Source organism: Luteibacter mycovicinus (genome assembly GCF_000745235.1).
Lineage (GTDB): Bacteria > Pseudomonadota > Gammaproteobacteria > Xanthomonadales > Rhodanobacteraceae > Luteibacter > Luteibacter mycovicinus.
On sequence record NZ_JQNL01000001.1, the window covers coordinates 3,656,125 to 3,676,346 of the forward strand.

Consider the following 20,222-nt stretch of genomic DNA (forward strand, 5'->3'; position numbering starts at 1 on the left):
GAGTCCGACCTTGAGCGCAGGGAACGACGTCGCCCCGGGCCTCATGGTCCTGCATGGCAACCGACTGGAAGAGCTACGTGACGTTCTGGTCGCGTGGCTTCGCCGTGCACCGTTGCGCCCGCTGGAAGACGAGTGGGTCCTCGTCCAGTCCAACGGTATCGCGCAGTGGTTCCGTCTGGCGCTGGCGCGCGCGGTCGAAGACGGTGGCCTCGGAATCGCCGCCGCCGTCAACGTGCAGTTGCCAGGTCGTTTCCTATGGGTGGCGTATCGCGCCGTGCTCGGCAAGGACGCGGTACCGCCCGAATCCCCCTTCGACAAGTCGCGGCTCGTCTGGCGACTGATGCGGCTGCTACCGTCGCTGGCGGGCGAGGACGGGTTCGCGCCCCTGGCCGCATTCCTTGGTTCGGATGGCGACGCGCGCAAATGCCACCAGCTCGCCGAGCGACTCGCCGATCTCTATGACGGCTATCAGGTGTATCGCGCCGACTGGCTCGACGACTGGGCCGCTGGACGCGATGTGCTGCGTGACGCGCGTGGCGCGGCGCCGGCGATGGCCGAGGGCGATCGGTGGCAGGCCCTGCTCTGGCGCCGCCTGCTCGAGGATGTAGGGCCCGGGGAGGCCGACGGTCATCGCGCCGCGGTGCATGAGCGCTTCCTGCGCGCCGTGGCCGCCGCGAGCGAGAGGCCTTCGGCGCTTCCGCGGCGCATCGTCGTATTCGGCATGTCCACGCTGCCGCGACAGACGCTCGAAGCGCTTTCCGCACTGGCGCGCTGGTCGCAGGTCGTCCTCGTGGTCATGAACCCCTGTCGGCACTACTGGGCCGATATCGTCGACGACCGCGAGCTCCTTCGCGCCGAGCGTCGCCGGCAGGAAGCGAAGCCGGGCATGCCGGCTCTGCCGTCCGACGCCGACATGCATCTCTACGCCAATCCGCTGCTGGCCGCCTGGGGCAAGCAGGGCCGGGATTACATTCGTCTCCTTGATGAATTCGATCATCCCGAAAGTTACCGTGAGCGCTTCACGGCGTGGGATCAGCGGATCGACCTGTTCGCCGAGCCTGCCTCCGACACCTTGCTCGGCCAGGTGCAGGCAGCGATTCTCGACCTCGAGCCGCTACCGGCCGAACCGCGACCCGTCGCGACGGACGACACGTCCATCGTTTTCCATCTCGCTCACGGTCCCCAGCGCGAAGTGGAGATCCTTCACGATCAGCTGCTCGCGCGTTTCGAGGCGTCGGCGGACCGGGGCGATCCCATTCTGCCCCGCGACGTCATCGTGATGGTGCCCGACATCGAAACCTATGGCCCGCATATCGATGCGGTCTTCGGGCGCGTGCCGCGCGACGATCCGCGCTTCATACCCTTCAGCGTCGCCGATCGGGCGGCGCGCGGCACCGTTCCCCTCGTCATGGCGCTCGACATGCTCATGGGCATGACCGAGTCGCGCTTCGCGGCAGGGGAGATGGCCGACCTGCTCGACGTTCCGTCGGTGCGTCGCCGTTTCGGATTGAAGGAAGACCACCTGCCGTTGCTTCACCGCTGGATCGAGGGCGCGGGGATTCGCTGGGGACTGGACGCCGCCCAGCGTGGTTCACTGGGTTTGCCGGCGCTCGGGCAGAACACGTGGACGTTCGGGCTGCGTCGCATGCTCCTGGGCTACGCGGTCGGTGCCGGCGAGGCATGGGGCGACATCGAGCCGTTCGACGAGGTGGGCGGTCTCGACGCGGCGCTCGTGGGCCCGCTTGCCGACCTGCTCGACGCGCTCGGCCGTCACTGGCGTCACATGGCGGATCCCGCACCGCCGACGGTGTGGGCCACACGCCTGCGCCAGCTTCTGGACGACTTCTTCGACCGGTCCGATGCCGACGATGCGAAACTTGTCGAGCGCCTGCTCGACGCCCTGGACGTATGGGAGGGTGCCTGCGCCGAAGCCGCTTTCGACGAGGCGCTCCCGGTGGACGTCGTTCGCGAGGCCTGGCTCGGGCAATTCGACGATGCCGGCCTGTCGAAGCGATTCCTCGCTGGCGCGGTGAGCTTCGGCACCCTGATGCCGATGCGCGCCATTCCGTTTCGCGTGGTCTGTCTGCTCGGCATGAACGACGGCGACTACCCGCGCGCGCGGCCGCCGATGGACTTCGACCTGATGTCGCGCGCCGGCGCCTGGCGCCCCGGCGACCGGTCGCGGCGCGAGGACGATCGTTACCTGTTTCTCGAAGCGTTGCTTTCGGCACGCGATGCGTTGCACATCGGTTGGGTGGCGCGCAGCGCCCGCGACAACAGCGAGCGCGCGCCCTCGGTGCTGGTGGGCCAGCTGCGCGACTACCTGGCCACGGCCTGGCGCGCGTCGTCCGTCGGGGAGACCCTGCTGAACCGGCTCTCCGTCGAGCACCCGCTGCAGCCGTTCAGTCGCGCTTACTTTCGCGAGGGCGATGCGCGGTTGTTCACCTACGCCAGCGAATGGCGTCAGGCGCACGATGCGGCGCCGCATGCGGACCATGTCGAACTTCCCGCTCTGGCGGTCGAGCGTCCGGTCGGCTTGGCGGTGCTTCGCCGGTTTCTTCGTCACCCCGTCAGAGAGTTTTTCCAGGCAAGGCTGGGCGTGCGGTTCGAACTGGCGGACGTCGCGGGCGATGACCTGGAGCCGTTTGCGGTCGATGCGCTCGGGCGCTTCGGCATGACCGATACGTTGCTGCGTGCAGCCCTCCACGATGAGCGTGACGCCACGGGTGCGATCGATGTCGCCGCGTCGCGTCTTCAACGCAGCGGCCTGTTGCCGATGGGCGCCTTTGCCGCCCCCGTGCGCAGGGATCTGACGGCGGCGGCTTCCGCGGTCTTCGGCAGGTTCGTCACCGAGCGCCGCGCATGGCCGGTCGATGCCGGTAAACGCGAGATTCGTGTCGAAGTGGATGGCGTGGTCATCGAGGACTGGCTCGCCGATCTGCGCGCGAACGCGCAGGGCGACCTCGCGTCGTTTCTCCTGTCGCCATCAAACGTGCTGGATGTGGACGGCAGCCCGCGTGCGCATCGGCTGGTCATGCCCTGGATCGATCACCTCGTGGCGCAGGCAGCGGGTCTGGCCGTCGAGACGCGGTATGTCGGACCGGACGCGACGATCGTCCTCGCTCCCGTCCCGCTCGATCCCGCCACCACGATGCTGCACACCCTGGTGAACGCCTGGCGCGAAGGCATGCGCACGCCCTTGCCGGTCGCCGCGCGCACGGCGATCGCGGCGCTTTCCGCGCCGGAGGACGGTGCCCTGCAGGCGGCACGAACCGCCTATGACGGCGTACACGATCGCGCGCGTGGCGAAGTCGACGGCGACCCCTATCTGACACGTGCCTGGCCGAACTTCGATGCCCTGGCGCAGGCGGGCTTCTCTGGCTGGTTGCAGCCCTACCGCGATCTTCTCGGTCTGTTGCGGGTGGATCGGTCGTGAGCATCGATATTCAGCCCCTGCGGCCCCTCTCGATGCCCCTGGACGGGGTACGCCTGATCGAGGCGAGCGCCGGCACCGGCAAGACCTGGACGATCGCTGCGCTTTACGTGCGCGCGGTGCTCGGTCACGGGCTGGCGCAGCCTTTGCTTCCACCACAGATTCTGGTCGTCACCTTTACCGAGGCCGCGACGCAGGAACTGCGTGAGCGTATCCGGGCGCGTCTCGTCGAGGCCGCGGCCGCGTTCCGCACGGGACACGCGGCGGAGCCTTTTCTCGGCGAATTGCTGGAGGCGTACGCGCCGGATCTGCACGGCGCATGCGCGCGTCGGCTCGACCTCGCGGCCCAGTGGATGGACGAGGCGGCGATCTTCACCATCCACGGCTGGAGCCAGCGCATGCTGGTGCAGCACGCGTTCGGCAGCGGTCACGCCTTCGCGCAGACGCTCGAGCCTGACGAAAGCGAGCTGCTCGCCGAGTGCGTTCGCGATTACTGGCGCAAGGCGTTCTATCCTCTCGACGAGGCCCGGCTCGCGCCGATTCTGGAAGAGTGGCGTACCCCCGATGCGCTCGCCCGTGCGCTGCGACCGCTGTTGTTCGGTGGCGAGGCGACCTTGCGCGTCAATGGTGAGGTGCTCGCGCCTGGTGGCGATACCGATGCCGCGCTGGCCGAGCGCGCGGCGTGGGACGAGGAAGACCGGCGTCGGAACGAGGAGGCCGCGCGCAGCTGGCTGGCGGATCGCGAACGCATCGAATCCATCATCGTCGATGCCGTGCGCGACAAGATTCTGCATAACGGCTGGTACAAGCCCGACCGCATGCCTGCCGACCTCGCCGCCATGCGGCGCTGGGCCGAAGGCGCGGAGCGGGCCGACTTCGATATCGCCCGTTATTCGGTAACGCGCCTGGGCCGCGCCACCGGCAAGGGCAAGAGCCGGCCGGAACACCCGGCTTTCGCGGCGCTGGAGCACTGGCAGGAGTGGCAGGCCGGCAAGGTCAGCATCAGACACCTCGTACTGGCGGATGCCCTCGTCTGGGTGCGCGAGCGCTTCGCCGCGCAGAAGCGCCGTCGCGCGCAGATCGGATTCGACGACCTGCTGCTGCGCCTCGATCAGGCACTCGCATCGGACGCCGGCGCCGGTGTCGCCGACACCATCGCCCGCCAGTTTCCCCTGGCGCTGATCGACGAGTTTCAGGATACCGACCCGATGCAATACCGGATATTCCGAGGCATTTACGCTGTCCGGGAAGAGACGGGTCTGCTGCTCATCGGCGACCCCAAACAGGCGATCTATGCATTCCGCGGCGCCGACATCCAGACGTATCTGGCCGCGCGTGCGGAGGCGATCGCGCCACACTACAGCCTGGATACGAACCACCGTTCCAGCGAGGGCATGGTGGCGGCGGTCAACGCCGTGTTCGGCCACGCGGAAGCGCACGCGACGGGCGCTTTCCACTTCGCCGACCGGGGTCTGCCCTTTGTGCCGGTGCGGGCGCGTGGCCGTGCGGAGCGCTTCGTCGTCGATGGTGCGACACCCGCCGCACTCCAGGTCTGGCTGCTCGACGACGAACAACCGGTAGGCGTCCGGATCTATCGCGAGCAGATGGCTGGCGCGTGCGCTACCCGTATCGTCGATCTGCTGACGGCCGCGGAGCGCGGCGACTGCGGGTTCGTCGGTGGCGAGGGTGTGCTCACGCCCTTGAAGCCGGCCGATATCGCCGTCCTCGTGCGCAGTCACAACGAAGCGGCCGAAATCCGCGATGCGCTGTCCGCACGTAACGTTCGCAGCGTGTTCCTTTCCGATCGCGATTCCGTCCTCGAAGGCATCGAAGCCCATGACGTCGTTCTCTGGTTGAGGGCTGTGGCGGAGCCGTCATCGGACACGGCCATGCGCGCCGCGCTGGCCACGCGCAGCCTCGACCTGGGCTATGGCGAACTGGAGCGGCTCAACGTCGACGAGCGGCACTGGGAGCATCGCGGCCAGCAACTGTTCGAGTTGCGGGAGACGTGGCGACGTGGCGGCGTGCTTGCCATGCTGCACCGGTTCCTGCACGTCTTCGACCTGCCGGCACGACTGCTTTCAAAACGGGGCGGCGAGCGAAGTCTGACCAATCTGCTCCACCTGGCGGAGTTGCTCCAGCAGGCGTCGTCGACCATCGACGGCGAGCAGGCACTGATTCGCCACCTGGCCGAACGTATCGCCGATACCTCGACGCATTCCGGGGACGATCAGATCGTGCGGCTGGAAAGCGACGACGATCTGGTCAAGGTCGTCACCATTCACAAGTCGAAAGGTCTCGAGTACCCCCTGGTATTCCTGCCGTTCGCCTCCGCCGCCGCGGGCGTCCGGGCGGGGCAGGGCTACCGCTATCACGACGGCACCGGCGCGCAGCTCGAGTTGCTGTCGGCCAGTCAGGAAGGGGCCGGTGATTCCGTGCATGATGCGAAGGACGCCGCCGAGCGCGCCGCGCTGCAGGAAGACCTTCGCCTGCTCTACGTCGCACTGACGCGTGCCCGCCATGCCTGCTGGGTCGGCGTCGCGCCGGTCAGTCATCAGGCGGCGAAAAAACCCCAGCTGCACAAGGCGGCGCTGGGGCACCTCCTGACGGGCGGCGCCGAAATCGACAACGGCGCCATCGAGGGGCTGTTGCGCCGCCTTGCCGACGGCAAGCCCTTCATCAACGTCGATTATATGCCCGCGCCCGAGGACCGTCCTTACACACCGCCCTCGCGGATCGAGCGTCCCCTGCCTGCACGGACGGCGCGCGCCTCGCGCGCGGAGCGCTGGTGGATCGCAAGCTACAGCGCGCTGCGACACGCGGAAGATGAGATCGTCGCTCCGGAAACGGCCACCGACGACGTCATCGTCGAATACACGGCCGAGCCGATGGCGGTGCCCGCCCCGGTCGCGGGCGGAGGCATTCACGGGTTCGAGCGCGGCGCGGAAGCCGGTACCTTTCTCCACGACCTGCTCGAATGGATGGCTGAAGAAGGATTCGCCACGATTGCCGCCGATCCCGCGCGCCTGCGCGACATGGTCGCGCGTCGTTGCGAGCGGCGTGGCTGGTCGCATGCCATCGACCTTCTGACCGACTGGTTGCTCGTGTTGCTGGCCACGCCGCTTGCGCTGCCGGACGGGGGTTCACAGACGCTGGGTGCGCTTGACGACCCCGCCCGCTATCGCGCGGAACTCGAGTTCCTGTTCGAGGCGAAGGGTGTCGATACCCTCGCACTGGACCGCATCGTCCGGACGCACACGCTGGAAAGCGCGGCCCGTCCCGCGCTCGCCGCCGACCGCGTCAATGGCATGCTCAAGGGCTTTATCGATCTCATCGTCGAACACCAGGGGCGCTGGTACGTCGCGGATTACAAGTCCAACTGGCTGGGGCCGGATGAGGGGTCATACACGCCCGAGGCCATGCGTCGCTCCATTCTCGACGCGCGCTACGAACTGCAATACGCGCTCTATCTCCTTGCCCTGCATCGCCAGCTGCGTGCGCGCCTCGGCGACGTCTACGACTACGACACCCACATCGGCGGAGCGGTCTATCTGTACCTGCGGGGCGTGGATGGCCGAGGTCACGGTGTGCACGTCGAGCGGCCGCCCCGGGCCATGATCGACGCACTGGATGCGCTTTTCGAAGGAGGCGTCGCATGACGACCGAGGTCAGTCTTGTCGACGCCATCGGCTGGCTCGACACCGGGGTGGCGGAAGGCCGCCTCCGGGCGGTCGATCGTGCTTTCGCCCGTTTTCTCCTCACGCTGGACCCGGAGGGTGACCGTCGGGTTCTCCTGGCGGCTGCGCTGCTGAGTCGCGAGCTCGGCGACGGACATATCTGCGTCGACGTACGTGACTGGGCGGAAGACGGCGACGCGCTGGCAGGCGTCGACGCCGCGCTCGCCATGTCGCCGCTGGTGGCGGGGCCCGAAGGCGATCCGGCCGCACCGCTGGTGCTCGATGGACACCTGCTCTACCTGCGCCGTTTCTGGCGTGACGAAGCGCGGGTGGCCGAATCGATCATGAGTCGTCTGACGCGTGTGGCGGTCCCGGACGATCTGGCCGGGGAACTCGACCGGCTGTTCCCCGCCGGTGACGACGGTCCCGACTGGCAGAAAATCGCGTGTGCCATCGCGGCGCGCGCCGCATTTGCCGTCATCACGGGTGGGCCGGGCACCGGCAAGACCACGACGGTCATCCGCTTGCTCGGGCTGCTCCAGACGATCGCGCATCGCGCCGGTCAGCCGCGCCTGCGTATTCGTCTGGCGGCGCCGACAGGCAAGGCGGCGGCGCGACTGAACGCGTCCATTGCCCTGCAGATCGAGCAGTTGCGGGTCGATGAGGCGGTGAAGCAGGCGATCCCCGCGGAAGTGACGACCTTGCATCGTCTGCTGGGCAGTCGTCCGGACAGTCGGCGGTTCCGCCACGACGCCGATAATCCGCTTCACCTCGATGTGCTCGTCATCGACGAGGCATCGATGATCGACCTCGAAATGATGGCGGCAACGCTCGATGCCTTGCCTCCGCAGGCGCGCCTCATTCTTCTGGGCGACAAGGATCAGCTCTCGTCGGTGGAGGCGGGCGCCGTCCTCGGCGACCTCTGCGCACGCGCCGACCGCGGGCACTACGACGAGCGTACGCGCGAGTGGTTGAGCGAGGTGGCCGGTGTGGACGTCACCGCCTGGACCGTCGAAGACGACGCCCGGCCGCTCGACCAGCAGGTCACCATGCTTCGTCGCAGTCGCCGCTTTGGTGCCGACAGTGGCATCGGCGCACTGGCGCTCGGGATAAATCGGGGTGAGATGGCCGGCGCGATGGCCAGTTTTTCCGCCGCGTCGGGTGATGTCGCGATGCTTCCGCCATCGACGTCCGCCATCGCCAGCCTGGCCATCGAGGGGCGCGGGCAGGCACCGGGATACCGGCATTATCTGGACTGGATCGAAAAGCGACGGCCTGCGCTCGATGCGGCGTTCGGTGATTTCGAGGCGTGGGGCGCCGGGGCACTCGCGGCGTACGCGCGCTTTCAGCTGCTGTGCGCTACCCGCCATGGCGACACCGGCGTCGACGCACAAAACGAACGTATCGCCAGAGGACTGCTCGAGCGCGGCCTGATCGATGCCGTCACGGGCTGGTACGAAGGCCGTCCCGTCATGGTGACGCGCAACGACTACGCGCTCGGCCTCATGAACGGCGACGTGGGTGTGACGCTCTGGGTGCCGGACGGGCAGGGCGCTATGGCGTTGCGCGTGGCGTTCTCCGTCGCGGACGAGCAGGCGGGCGAGCGCATCCGTTTCGTGGTTCCGAGCAGGCTCTCCGCCGTCGATACGGTATTCGCCATGACCGTGCACAAATCGCAGGGCTCGGAATTCGAGCACACCGCGCTCGCTTTGCCGCCCGAACCGTCTCCCGTCCTCACGCGCGAACTCGTCTACACCGGTGTGACGCGGGCGCGGAAGGCATTCACCCTGCTGGCATCGGCCGACATCCTCGGTTATGCCATCGCTCGCAAGACCCGCCGCGCCTCCGGACTGTTGCGTCGTCTTATCTGATCATCCGACCTTGTAAAAGTCGTTGTACCACTCGGCGAACTTTCGCAGCCCCTCGTCGATCGACGTCGATGGTGCGTAACCCACATCCCGGCGAATCGCCGATACGTCGGCCCAGGTATCCGGTACATCGCCCGGCTGCATCGGCAACAGTCGCTTCTCCACCGTCCGCCCGAGGTGCTTCTCCAGGAGGCCGATGAAATCGAGCAGCTGCACGGGCTCATCGTTGCCCAGGTTGTACACGCGATACGGAGCCGCCGAACTCCCCGCATGGGGATCCACGGGATCGTAGGCGGGGTCAGGCTGCGCCGGATGGTCCAGCGTACGGATCACCCCCTCGACGATATCGTCGATGTAAGTGAAATCGCGGCTGTGATTTCCGTGATTGAACACGTCGATCGCCTCGCCGCGCACGATGCGGTTGGCGAAGAGGATCGGCGACATGTCCGGACGACCCCATGGGCCATACACGGTGAAGAAGCGCAGGCCCGTCGTGGGCAATCCGAAGAGATGGCTATAGGTATGCGCCATCAGCTCGTTGGATTTTTTGGTCGCGGCGTAAAGGCTGACCGGATGGTCCACGGCGTCCTCGACGGCGAACGGCATCTTCCGGTTCGCGCCGTACACCGAACTGGACGAGGCATAGACCAGATGCCCCACGGCGTGGCGACGGCAGGCCTCGAGGATGTTGACGAAGCCGACCAGGTTGCTCTGCACGTAAGCATGCGGGTGGGTCAGCGAATAACGCACGCCGGCCTGCGCGGCCAGGTTGACCACGCGCTCGGGCTGGAACTCCGCGAAAGCCTTGTCCACGGCCGCCTGCCCGGCGAGGTCGGCGCGAACATGGGTGTAATTCGGGTGATCCACGAAACGGGCGACGCGTGCCTCTTTCAGGCCCGGGTCGTAGTAATCGTTGTGATTGTCGAATCCCAGCACGGTATCGCCGCGCGCAAGGAGGCGCTCGGCGAGGGCCGAGCCGACGAAGCCGGCGGTGCCGGTGACCAGGATGCGCATGGGGATGTCCTGCCAGTGGAGCGAGTTGACCATTGTAGCGGACGCCCGGATTGACACGGCAGCGCCCCTGATCTAGCTTTTACGGGTATCCAACCGACGAGGTGGCCCGCGGCAACGCTGGCCGAGTGTGCGACATGCGGACTACGCGCTCTTCAATCTGACCCCCCGCCACGTCTTCGTCATTGTCGAAGGGCGCATGGCGCCCTTTTTGTTTGTCCGGAATTCGCATTCATGATCCAGATCACGCTACCCGACGGCAGCCAGCGCCCGTTCGATCACCCCGTATCCGTGCAGGACGTCGCCGCCTCGATCGGTGCCGGCCTCGCCAAGGCCACCCTCGCGGGCAAGGTCGACGGCAAGCTGGTCGATGCCAGCTTCACGATCGATCACGACGCCGCCCTCGAGATCGTCACCGAAAAGAGCCCCGAGGCGCTGGATATCCTGCGTCACTCCACGGCCCACCTTCTGGGTCAGGCCGTGCAGCGGCTGTTCCCCGGCGCGCAGGTCACGATCGGCCCGGTCATCGACAACGGTTTCTTCTACGATTTCGCCTACGAGCGCCCGTTTACGCCGGACGACCTGGAGACCATCCAGGCCGAGATGGAAAAGATCGTCAAGGAACAGATTCCGGTCACGCGCTCGGTCAAGAGCCGCGACGAGGCGATCACCTTCTTCCGCGGTCTGGGTGAAGAGTACAAAGCCCAGATCATCGAGAGCATCCCGGCGAACGAAGAGCTTTCGCTCTACACGCAGGGTGAGTTCACCGATCTCTGCCGCGGGCCGCACGTGTCCAACACCGGCAAGCTCCGCGCGTTCAAGCTGATGAAGGTCGCCGGCGCCTACTGGCGCGGCGATTCCAACAACGAGATGCTGACGCGCATCTACGGTACGTCGTGGTTGAACGACAAGGACCTCAAGGCCTACCTGCTGCAACTGGAGGAAGCCGAAAAACGCGACCATCGCCGCATCGGCAAGCAGCTCGACCTCTTCCACATGCAGGAAGAAGCGCCGGGCATGATCTTCTGGCACCCGAAGGGGTGGGCGATCTGGCAGGCCGTCGAGCAGTACGTCCGCGGCGTTTACAAGAAGAGCGGTTACCAGGAGGTCCGTGGTCCGCAGATCATGGACGTCAGCCTGTGGAAGAAGTCCGGTCACTGGGACAACTATCAGGAAAACATGTTCTTCACCGAGTCGGAGAAGCGCACGTACGCCCTGAAGCCCATGAACTGCCCGGGCCACATCCAGATCTTCAACACCAACCTGCACAGCTACCGCGACCTGCCGATCCGCTACGGCGAGTTCGGCGGCTGTCACCGCAATGAGCCCTCGGGCGCGCTGCACGGCATCATGCGCGTGCGTGCCTTCACGCAGGACGACGGCCACATCTTCTGCACCCCGGCGCAGATCGAGGGCGAAGTCGCGGCCTTCCACGCCCAGGCCATGAAGGTCTACGAGGACTTCGGGTTCAGCGACATCGCCATGAAGATCGCCCTGCGTCCCGACAAGCGCATCGGTGCCGACGAGGTCTGGGACAAGGCCGAGCACGCCCTGCGGGCGGCCCTGCAGGCGGCTGGCGTCGAGTGGGAGGAACTGCCGGGTGAGGGCGCCTTCTACGGTCCCAAGATCGAGTACCACATGAAGGACTCCATCGGCCGCGCCTGGCAGGTGGGCACGATGCAGGTCGATTTCATGATGCCCGAGCGTCTGGGCGCCGAGTACGTGGACGAGAACAGCCAGCGCCAGCACCCGGTCATGCTGCACCGGGCCATTGTCGGCTCGATGGAGCGATTCATCGGCATCCTGATCGAGCACCACGCGGGCTTGCTTCCCACCTGGCTCGCCCCCATTCAGGCAGTTGCGTTCAGCATTACGGACGCTCAGGCCGATTACGTGCAGGACGTGGCCCAAGCCCTTGTCGGACAAGGGTTCAGGGTAAACTCCGATTTGCGCAACGAAAAAGTCGGATATAAAATCCGCGAGCACACGTTGCAGAAGGTGCCTTATCTGATCGTGGTCGGTGATCGCGAGAAAGAAACGGGTACCATCTCCGTACGTACCCGCGGCGGCGAGGACCTCGGCAGCATGACCGTGGCCCAGTTCGTCGAACGTTTGGAAGCCGAGACCCGCCGCTGAGCGGGGGTCCGGTATTTGGATCATTCTTCTGGAGGATAGCGGTATCGCTACGACCGATAACAAGGGCAATCGCAAGAACAGAGACATCCGTGTCCCGCAGGTCCGCGTGCTTGGCGCGGAAGGCGAGCAGCTCGGAATCATGCGGACTGATGACGCCATCAAGGCCGCTGAAGAGCTGGGCATGGATCTCGTCGAAATCCAGCCGAACGGCGATCCGCCGGTCTGCAAGATCATGGATTACGGCAAGTTCAAGTTCGAAGCCCAGAAGAAGGCCTCGGCTGCCAAGAAGAAGCAGAAGCAGGTAGAGATCAAGGAAGTGAAGTTCCGTCCCGTCACCGACGAGGGCGACTACCAGATCAAGCTGCGCAAGATGCGCGAATTCCTGGAAGAAGGCGACAAGGTCAAGGTCACGATCCGCTTCCGCGGTCGTGAAATGTCCCATCAGGACCTCGGCCAGAATCTGGCCCGCCGGGTCCAGACGGACATCGGCGAAGACGGTGTGGTGGAGTCCTTCCCCCGCCTCGAAGGCCGCCAGATGGTCATGATGATCGGACCGAAGAAAAAGATCTGATCGAACGAGAAGGGCGCTCCGGCGCCCTTTTTCGTTTGAATTCATGTATGATCGCCGGCTCGGCCCGTATGGATGGGCCGAATCACCGTACCCGGCAGGAAGGAAAGTGCTTGTCCCGCAAGGGCTTGCCGCCGGATCAGTCAGTCACCGAATACGGAGCATTCCGATGCCCAAGATCAAGACCAACCGGGCGGCAGCGAAGCGTTTTCGCAAGACCGCATCCGGCAAGTTCAAAGCCGGTCACGCCTTCAAGTCGCATATCCTGACGAAGAAGTCGACCAAGCGTAAGCGCGGCCTGCGCGCTCCCAACCACGTCAAAGCGTGCGACACCAAGGGTGTAGCTCGCATGTTGCCGTATCTCTAAGGGAGGGTTGAACCATGGCTCGTGTTAAGCGTGGCGTTACCGCCCGTCGTCGTCACAAGAAAATCCTCGGCCGTGCAAAGGGTTATTACAACGCCCGTCGCAAGGTCTTCCGCGTAGCCAACCAGGCCGTCATCAAGGCTGGTCAGTACGCCTACATCGGCCGCAAGCAGCGTAAGCGTCAGTTCCGCGCGCTGTGGATCGTGCGTATCAACGCCGCCGCCCGTCAGTTCGGTCTGTCCTACAGCCGCCTGATCAACGGTCTGGCCAAGGCTGAGATCGCCGTCGACCGTAAGGTCCTCGCCGACCTCGCCGTGCACGACATCAAGGCGTTTGGCGCGATCGCAGAGAAGGCCAAGGCCAGTCTGGCTGCGTAATCCGCTTTAAACGCGCGGTAGTCTTATCGCGCGAAGATGGATGACGTGGGGAGAAGGCCTTGCCTTCTCCCCACACTTTTTTGTGTGCCTCGAAAAAGTCAGGAAAACCGATGGAATCGATCGAGCATATCGACGCCTCCCTGCGCGACATCGAGTCGGCGGCCTCCCTCGAGGCGCTGGATGCCGTGCGTGTCGCCCTGCTGGGAAAGAACGGTGCGGTGACCGCCGCGCTGAAAGCCCTGGGTCAGTTGTCGGGTGACGAGCGCAAGGCGCGTGGCGCCGAAGTGAACCGGGTCAAGGAGCGTCTCACGGACGCCATTGCCGCGCGCAAGCAGGCTCTGGAACAGGCCGAACTGGATCGCCGCCTCGCTTCCGAGCGAATCGACGTCAGCCTCCCGGGGCGCGACGGCGAGTACGGTGGCATCCACCCGATCACCCGCGCGCTCGAGCGCATCGCCGATATCTTCGGTCGTCTCGGTTACCAGCGTGCCGACGGTCCCGAGATCGAGGACGACTGGCATAACTTCGAGGCGCTCAACTTCCCGCCGCATCATCCCGCGCGCGCGATGCACGACACCTTCTATTTCGGTGACGGTCGCCTGCTGCGTACGCATACCTCGCCGGTGCAGATCCGTTCGATGCAGGGGCGCCAGCCGCCGATCCGCATCATCGCCCCGGGCAAGGTCTATCGCAGCGATTCCGACCAGACCCATTCGCCGATGTTCCACCAGATCGAAGGCCTGCTGGTCGATGAGACCTCGAGCTTCGCCGACCTGAAGGGCACCCTGGCCGAATTCATCCGCGCGTTCTTCGAGCGCGATTTCGAGATGCGCTTCCGTCCGAGCTACTTCCCCTTCACCGAGCCCTCGGCCGAAGTGGACATCCGCTGGGACGCCGAAGGCGGCTCCACGCGCTGGCTCGAAGTGCTGGGCTGCGGCATGGTCCACCCGACCGTGCTGAAGAACTGCGGCATCGATCCGGAGCGTTACACGGGTTTCGCCTTCGGCCTTGGCGTCGAGCGTTTCGCGATGCTGCGTTACGGCGTGGGCGATCTGCGCGCGTTCTTCGAGAACGACCTGCGCTTCCTCCGTCAGTTCGCCTGATAGCCCTCCGGATTAGAGAGTCGCTCCCATGAAATTCTCCGAAAACTGGCTGCGCGAGCTGGTCGACATCGACGCGGATCGCGCGGCGCTGGTTCACGCACTCACCATGTCCGGCCTGGAAGTCGAGGAAGTCACCGAGTTGGGTGATGGTCTCGACGGCGTGGTCGTCGCCAGGATCGTCGAAGCCACCAAACATCCCGAAGCCGATCGCCTGCAGGTGTGCAAGGTCGACGCCGGCACGGGCGAGCTGGTGCAGATCGTCTGCGGTGCGCCCAATGCGCGCGTGGGAATCCGCGTGCCGCTGGCAACCGTTGGCAGCACGCTGCCGGGCGAGATCCATATCAAGGCCGCGAAGCTGCGCGGCGTCGAGTCGTTCGGCATGCTCTGCTCGGCGAAAGAGCTTCGCCTCGATGCGGATGCCTCCGGCCTGCTCGAGCTGCCGGTGGATGCACCGGTCGGCAAGCCGCTCGCCGAATACCTCGGTCTTCCCGACGCCAGCATCGAACTCAAGATCACTCCGAACCGTCCGGACGTACTCGGCCTCAACGGTCTGGCGCACGATGTGGCGGCGCTTTTCGGCAGCCGCGTCAAAGCGATCGGTGTGGGCGACGTCGCCGTCACCGCCAGCGCCACGCGTCCGGTCCGTCTCGAAGCCGGTGCCGACGCGCCGCGCTACCTCGGTCGCATCATCGAAGGTATCGACGCGAGCACGGCGTCGCCGTTGTGGATGGCGGAGCGTCTGCGCCGCGCGGGTATCCGGCCGATCAGCGCGGTGGTCGACGTCACTCAGTACGTGATGCTCGAGCTCGGTCATCCGATGCATGCGTTCGACAACGACAAGCTGACGGGCTCGATCGTCGTCCGTCATGCGGGGCAGGGCGAGACTCTGAAGCTGCTGGATGGCAGCGACGCGAAGCTCGATCCGTCGTTCGTCGTCATCGCCGACGAGGCGGCGCCGCTTGCCGTCGCCGGTGTCATGGGCGGTTTCGACTCGCGCGTCACCGATGCCACGCGCAATATTTTTCTCGAGGCTGCGCACTTCGCGCCGTCGGCCATCATGGGTCGCGCACGCAAGCTCGGCCTCCATACGGATGCCTCGCATCGCTACGAACGCGGTGTCGACCCGGCCCTGCCGAAGCGTGCGATGGAACGCGCCACCGAACTGCTGCTGCAGATTGCCGGCGGCCAGGCCGGTCCGGTGACGGTCGCCGAGCGGCTCGAAGACCTGCGCGAGCACGCGCCTGTCGTCCTCCGTCATGCGCGTCTGCGTCGCATCCTCGGTATCGACGTCGCCGCCGCCGAAGTGACCCGCATCTTCACCGCGCTGGGCATGGGCGTCGAGGAAATCGCGGACGGCTGGAAAGTCACGCCGCCGAGCAGCCGCTTCGACATCGAGCGCGAGGAGGACCTGATCGAAGAGGTCGCCCGTATTCATGGTTACGAGCGCATCCCGACCCATATCCCCGCCGGTCAGATCGCCCTGCGGTCCGAGCCGGAAGCGCGCCTGAGCGAGATGGCGCTGCGCGACCAGCTGGCCGCGCGTGGCTATTTCGAGGCGGTCACGCTCTCGTTCCTCAGCGCCGACCTGCTGAAAACCTGGGGCGTGGATCACGCCTGGGTACCGCTCGCCAATCCGCTGTCGGCCGACCTCGCCGTCATGCGTACCTCGCTGTTGCCGGGTCTGGTCGAAGCGCTGCGTCACAATCGTGCCCGCCAGCAGGAGCGCGTTCGTCTGTTCGAAGTGGCGCGCAGCTTCCACGCGACGGGCGGTGCCCCGGACGAGATCGGCCGGGTGGCCGTCGTCGCTTCAGGCAATGCACGGGCGGAGCAGTGGGGCGAAGCGTCCCGCACGGTCGACTTCTTCGACCTCAAGGGTGACCTCGACGCGCTGATCGCTCACACGGGTGAGCCGGCCCGCTGGTCGGTCGACACTGACGATCTGCCGTCCTGGCTGCATCCCGGGCGTGGCGCACGCGTACTTCGCGACGGACTGCCGGCCGGTTACTTAGGTGCCCTGCACCCGGCACTCGCGAAGGCCCTGGATCTCGGTCCGGATGTTCATGTGATGGAGCTGGCCCTCGAGCCGGTACTGGCCCGACGCCTGCCCAGCGCGGCGCGCGTGGCCCGGTTCCCCGCCGTGCGTCGTGATATCGCGGTCGAACTGCCTGACGACGTCTCCTGGTCGGCCGTCGAGGCAGCCGTTCGTGGCGCCCTCGGCGAGGTCCTGCGTGAGATCCGCCTGTTCGACCGATACGCCGGGAAAGGGATCGACGAAGGGCGAAAGAGTCTCGCTATGGGCTTGATTTTACAGGACGCTTCACGCACCCTTACCGACGAAGATGCCGACGCTCGTGTGGCAGAAGCGGTGGGGGCATTGGAGAAGACATGCAAGGCAAGATTGCGAGGATAAGATGGCGCTGACCAAGGCGGAAATGGCCGAGCGGCTTTTCCTCGACGTAGGTCTCAACAAGCGTGAGGCCAAAGAGTTCGTTGACGCGTACTTCGAAGTCGTTCGTGAAGCTCTCGAGCGGGGCGAGCAGGTCAAGTTGTCGGGCTTCGGCAATTTCGATCTGCGTCAGAAAAATCAGCGGCCGGGTCGCAATCCCAAGACCGGCGAAGAAATTCCCATCTCTGCCCGGCGGGTCGTCACCTTCCGTCCTGGCCAGAAACTCAAGGTAAGAGTCGAGGGCTATGCTGGATCCAGGGAATAACACCGAACTTCCGGCGATCCCGGCGAAGCGCTACTTCACCATCGGTGAAGTAAGCGAGCTTTGCGGCGTCAAGCCGCATGTCCTTCGCTACTGGGAGCAGGAATTTCCGGCCCTGAAGCCCGTCAAGCGCCGCGGCAACCGCCGCTACTACCAGCGCCACGACGTGCTGATGATCCGCCAGATCCGCTCGCTGCTGTACGACGAGGGTTTCACCATTACGGGTGCGCGCGCACGCCTCGAGGGCCCCCAGGCCCGTATGGAAGCGAGCATGTCCCACCAGATCGTCCGCCAGGTCCGCCTGGAGCTCGAAGAAGTCCTGACCCTGCTTCGTCGCTGACCCGCTTCCGCAGATCGCGGCGTTGCTGTTACAATCGTTTGCTCGTCGGGGTGTAGCGCAGCCTGGTAGCGCACTACGCTGGGGGTGTAGTGGTCGCGAGTTCGAATCTCGCCACCCCGACCATTATTCGAAAAGGCGTCCCTCACGGGGCGCCTTTTTTCGTTGGGGCCGTACCAGCCACTGGCGCAGCCGTGAACTCCCGGACCACCGGCACCTTTTTCGACTTCCGCTGGAACTCCGTCGTGACCTCCAGACGCGAATGCTCCGTCGCGACGTCGCAGCGCTGCTGGCAACGTGGGCGCGCTGATCTTCAATTCCTTGCGTACGCTGGTAATGTGACCTTCTGAAAAACAGAGGCCCGCGGATGAATTTTCCACGCCGTCCGTCGAATGACGGGCTCGATCACCGGCTGCACTCGCTCGAGCAGAACAACGTACGTCTGCCTTCGACGGCGCATCTGAGGGCGCTGGAAGCCGCCGCACGATTAGGCTCTTTCGAACGCGCGAGTTACGAGCTGGCAGTCACGCCCAGCGCCGTCGCCAAACGCGTCGCCGGACTCGAGTCCCTCCTCGGCGTAAAGATGCTTTCGCGCACAGGCCGCGGCGTCGAGCCCACCGCTATCGGCCGCGAATACCTCGAGCAGGTCAACGTCGCGCTCGGTCTGCTGACGCGCTCCGCGTATCACCGCCGCGATTCATCATCACGTCGACGGCTGCGTGTCGCCACGCCACCGACGTTCGGGCGCGATCTTCTCGTCCCGCACCTGCATGCTTTCACTCAGCGGTATCCGGACATCGAGCTCGAGCTGATGCCGTCCATCCCGTATCTCGACATCACGGCGCCGGGTTGGGATGTGGAAGTGCGCTTCGGTGACGGACGCTTCGAGGGCGTGGACAGTGAGCGCCTCACCAGCGAGACGGTTTTCCCCGTGGCGAGTCCGGCTTACCTCGCGCAGATTCGTTTCGACTCGCCGGCCGACATGATCCGTCGCGCGATCCTGCTGCGCTGTCCGCTCGAGCCTTGGGGGCCATGGATGCGTGCCGCCCGCACCGAGACGGGGCAGGGCGATACCGCCGAACCGACGGACGGCCATCGGCTGATGGACCTCGGCATGTTGATGGAGGCGGCGCTCAATGGACATGGCGTGGCGCTGGTCCGGCGCAGTCTTGCGCGGCGTCATCTGCAGAACGGCAAGCTGATCAAGCTGTTCGCGGTCGAAGCGGAACCGGCGTACGCCTATCACCTGTGCTGGCACCGCGTGGCGGAGCCCGACGAGGCGCGAGGTGCGTTTATCGCGTGGTTGCGGGAGGTCTGTGTGGAGGCGCAGAGGCCTTAATCGCGATGACCCAAATGTAGGAGCGCGCCCCGCGCGCGATGCTTTTCCGTGTGGAAAGGCATCGCGCGCAGGGCTGTAATGGCCGGGTTTTTCAGGACCACCAAGTAGGAGCAAAATCTCCTGCGAGGTGAATCATGGCTCATAGAAAAATTCCGGCAGCGGTCAAAGCCGAGGCAATACGACTGGTGGTCGAGGTGGGATATACCCCGCCTCAAGCCGCTCAGATGATGGGTCTGGGGCCGACGGCCCTGAGGCGATGGGTGGAGGAATGGCGTGAACGGCAAGCGGCGATACCGGACGATCCGGTGGAGCAGCGGCGCCTCATCGCGCAGCTTCAGGGACAGCTGAAAGCCTCTGAAGACGCTCGTGCGGTGTTGGCACAGGAGCGTGACGTCCTAAAAAAACAGTTGCCCTCTCACCTGGCCGCCATCTTGCGAAAGCCGAGATCGTCCAAAAGGTGAGAGGGGATTTGTCGATACGACAGGTCTACGCGATTCTTGGCTGGCCCCGGAGCCGGCACTACGCCCCCGTCAAGGCGGCTCCCGCCATCGACGAAGGGCTTGCCCAGACCGCTCTGGCCATTCATCGGGATAGTCGCCGCAGCTATGGCGCACGCCGCCTTGCGCGCAGCCTGTGCCGGCACGGCTTTCGTGTGGGTCGCGAACGGGCGGCGACACTGATGCGCCGGCTGGACATTCGACTGAGGAAGAAGCGGTTTCATTACGCCAGACGCAACACGAAACCTGCACCGGCCGAAAATATCGTCAACCGACAGTTCGATCCGGCGCGTCCCAACCAGACCTGGGCCGGCGACATCACCTTCATCCGAACGGGCCAGGGCTTCCTCTATCTGGCCATCGTGGTCGATCTGTACTCCCGGCGAATCGTCGGCTGGGCCACAAGCCACACGCCCGATTCACGACTGGCCATCAAGGCCAACGAACTGGCCATCGGCTTGCGCCAGCCGGCTCCCGGGTTAGTCATCCACACCGACCAGGGCGCCTCGTACACCTCCGATCGCTACACCCAACATCTGGCCCGGCACGGCATCGTTCAAAGCATGAGCCGAAAGGGGAACTGCTGGGACAACGCCGTCGTCGAACGCGTCTTCCGAAGCCTTAAACAGGAGTGGTTCGGCGAGGAAACCTTCCCGACCCGAGCTCTGGCATCACAAGACGCGATCGACTATCTGGTTCGCTATTACAACCACGAGCGCCTGCACTCCGCGCTCGACTACCGCCCGCCAGCCGAGTTTGAGAGGATGGCGGCTTAACGCTCCTATGCGTGGTCCTCAAATACCC

General features: G+C 65.4%; 15 protein-coding genes and 1 tRNA gene. 15 read left to right on the top strand and 1 reads right to left on the bottom strand.

Annotation, left to right across the window (positions count from 1 at the left end; translation table 11 throughout):
* Positions 1-10: 10 nt before the first annotated feature.
* The 3 genes from recC to recD are packed head-to-tail and all read left to right on the top strand — an operon-like array spanning position 11 to position 8,981.
* The gene (gene recC, locus FA85_RS16110) at positions 11-3,436 is read left to right on the top strand and encodes an exodeoxyribonuclease V subunit gamma (RefSeq protein ID WP_239739844.1); all 3,426 of its coding nucleotides are present in this window, start codon (positions 11-13) and stop codon (positions 3,434-3,436) included.
* On the top strand, positions 3,433-7,092 hold the full coding sequence (recB, locus tag FA85_RS16115) for an exodeoxyribonuclease V subunit beta (RefSeq protein WP_239739842.1): 3,660 nt from the start codon (positions 3,433-3,435) through the stop codon (positions 7,090-7,092). Before recC ends, recB begins: the two co-directional genes overlap by 4 nt.
* Positions 7,089-8,981 carry an exodeoxyribonuclease V subunit alpha gene (gene recD, locus FA85_RS16120; RefSeq protein WP_036114938.1) on the top strand — a complete coding sequence of 631 codons (1,893 nt, stop codon included), beginning with the start codon at positions 7,089-7,091 and terminating at the stop codon, positions 8,979-8,981. The genes recB and recD overlap by 4 nt, the downstream gene beginning before the upstream one ends.
* Here the strand turns inward: recD and FA85_RS16125 are convergent, their stop codons facing one another.
* Positions 8,982-9,992 carry an NAD-dependent epimerase gene (locus FA85_RS16125; RefSeq protein ID WP_036118122.1) on the bottom strand — a complete coding sequence of 337 codons (1,011 nt, stop codon included), beginning with the start codon at positions 9,990-9,992 and terminating at the stop codon, positions 8,982-8,984.
* A gap of 231 nt (positions 9,993-10,223) precedes the next feature.
* Between FA85_RS16125 and thrS the strand changes: the two genes are divergently transcribed.
* The 12 genes from thrS to FA85_RS16185 all read left to right on the top strand — a co-directional run bounded on the left by thrS (position 10,224) and on the right by FA85_RS16185 (position 20,194).
* A complete protein-coding gene (thrS, locus tag FA85_RS16130) occupies positions 10,224-12,125 on the top strand; it encodes a threonine--tRNA ligase (protein ID WP_036114935.1) in 1,902 nt (633 codons plus the stop codon).
* Positions 12,126-12,153: 28 nt separating this feature from the next.
* Positions 12,154-12,696, top strand: coding sequence for a translation initiation factor IF-3 (infC, locus tag FA85_RS16135; RefSeq protein ID WP_176167743.1), 543 nt, complete (start codon positions 12,154-12,156; stop codon positions 12,694-12,696).
* Positions 12,697-12,862: 166 nt separating this feature from the next.
* Positions 12,863-13,060: a 50S ribosomal protein L35 gene (rpmI, locus tag FA85_RS16140; RefSeq protein ID WP_036114929.1), complete on the top strand. Its 198-nt coding sequence runs from the start codon at positions 12,863-12,865 to the stop codon at positions 13,058-13,060.
* Positions 13,061-13,074: 14 nt separating this feature from the next.
* Positions 13,075-13,434: a 50S ribosomal protein L20 gene (gene rplT, locus FA85_RS16145; protein WP_036114926.1), complete on the top strand. Its 360-nt coding sequence runs from the start codon at positions 13,075-13,077 to the stop codon at positions 13,432-13,434.
* 110 nt (positions 13,435-13,544) lie between these two features.
* On the top strand, positions 13,545-14,537 hold the full coding sequence (gene pheS / locus FA85_RS16150) for a phenylalanine--tRNA ligase subunit alpha (protein ID WP_036114923.1): 993 nt from the start codon (positions 13,545-13,547) through the stop codon (positions 14,535-14,537).
* Positions 14,538-14,565: 28 nt separating this feature from the next.
* Positions 14,566-16,947 carry a phenylalanine--tRNA ligase subunit beta gene (gene pheT, locus FA85_RS16155; RefSeq protein WP_036114920.1) on the top strand — a complete coding sequence of 794 codons (2,382 nt, stop codon included), beginning with the start codon at positions 14,566-14,568 and terminating at the stop codon, positions 16,945-16,947.
* Between the two features lies 1 nt (position 16,948).
* The gene (gene ihfA, locus FA85_RS16160) at positions 16,949-17,248 is read left to right on the top strand and encodes an integration host factor subunit alpha (RefSeq protein ID WP_036114917.1); all 300 of its coding nucleotides are present in this window, start codon (positions 16,949-16,951) and stop codon (positions 17,246-17,248) included.
* The gene (locus FA85_RS16165) at positions 17,229-17,585 is read left to right on the top strand and encodes a MerR family transcriptional regulator (RefSeq protein ID WP_036114913.1); all 357 of its coding nucleotides are present in this window, start codon (positions 17,229-17,231) and stop codon (positions 17,583-17,585) included. Before ihfA ends, FA85_RS16165 begins: the two co-directional genes overlap by 20 nt.
* 46 nt (positions 17,586-17,631) lie before the next feature.
* Positions 17,632-17,708 (top strand) — tRNA-Pro (locus FA85_RS16170).
* Positions 17,709-17,949: 241 nt separating this feature from the next.
* The gene (locus FA85_RS16175; RefSeq protein ID WP_081907553.1) at positions 17,950-18,921 is read left to right on the top strand and encodes a LysR substrate-binding domain-containing protein; all 972 of its coding nucleotides are present in this window, start codon (positions 17,950-17,952) and stop codon (positions 18,919-18,921) included.
* 134 nt (positions 18,922-19,055) lie between these two features.
* Positions 19,056-19,382 carry a transposase gene (locus FA85_RS16180; protein WP_036109331.1) on the top strand — a complete coding sequence of 109 codons (327 nt, stop codon included), beginning with the start codon at positions 19,056-19,058 and terminating at the stop codon, positions 19,380-19,382.
* A gap of 8 nt (positions 19,383-19,390) precedes the next feature.
* The gene (locus FA85_RS16185) at positions 19,391-20,194 is read left to right on the top strand and encodes an IS3 family transposase (protein WP_239739737.1); all 804 of its coding nucleotides are present in this window, start codon (positions 19,391-19,393) and stop codon (positions 20,192-20,194) included.
* Positions 20,195-20,222 lie beyond the last annotated feature (28 nt).

Excerpts from the sequence above, each read along its gene's own strand:
- recD (WP_036114938.1), top strand. The coding sequence starts at position 7,089 with ATGACGACCGAGGTCAGTCTTGTCGACGCCATCGGCTGGCTCGACACC.
- FA85_RS16125 (WP_036118122.1), bottom strand. The coding sequence starts at position 9,992 with ATGCGCATCCTGGTCACCGGCACCGCCGGCTTCGTCGGCTCGGCCCTC.
- thrS (WP_036114935.1), top strand. The coding sequence starts at position 10,224 with ATGATCCAGATCACGCTACCCGACGGCAGCCAGCGCCCGTTCGATCAC.
- rpmI (WP_036114929.1), top strand. The coding sequence starts at position 12,863 with ATGCCCAAGATCAAGACCAACCGGGCGGCAGCGAAGCGTTTTCGCAAG.
- rplT (WP_036114926.1), top strand. The coding sequence starts at position 13,075 with ATGGCTCGTGTTAAGCGTGGCGTTACCGCCCGTCGTCGTCACAAGAAA.
- pheS (WP_036114923.1), top strand. The coding sequence starts at position 13,545 with ATGGAATCGATCGAGCATATCGACGCCTCCCTGCGCGACATCGAGTCG.
- pheT (WP_036114920.1), top strand. The coding sequence starts at position 14,566 with ATGAAATTCTCCGAAAACTGGCTGCGCGAGCTGGTCGACATCGACGCG.
- ihfA (WP_036114917.1), top strand. The coding sequence starts at position 16,949 with ATGGCGCTGACCAAGGCGGAAATGGCCGAGCGGCTTTTCCTCGACGTA.
- FA85_RS16165 (WP_036114913.1), top strand. The coding sequence starts at position 17,229 with ATGCTGGATCCAGGGAATAACACCGAACTTCCGGCGATCCCGGCGAAG.
- FA85_RS16175 (WP_081907553.1), top strand. The coding sequence starts at position 17,950 with ATGAATTTTCCACGCCGTCCGTCGAATGACGGGCTCGATCACCGGCTG.
- FA85_RS16180 (WP_036109331.1), top strand. The coding sequence starts at position 19,056 with ATGGCTCATAGAAAAATTCCGGCAGCGGTCAAAGCCGAGGCAATACGA.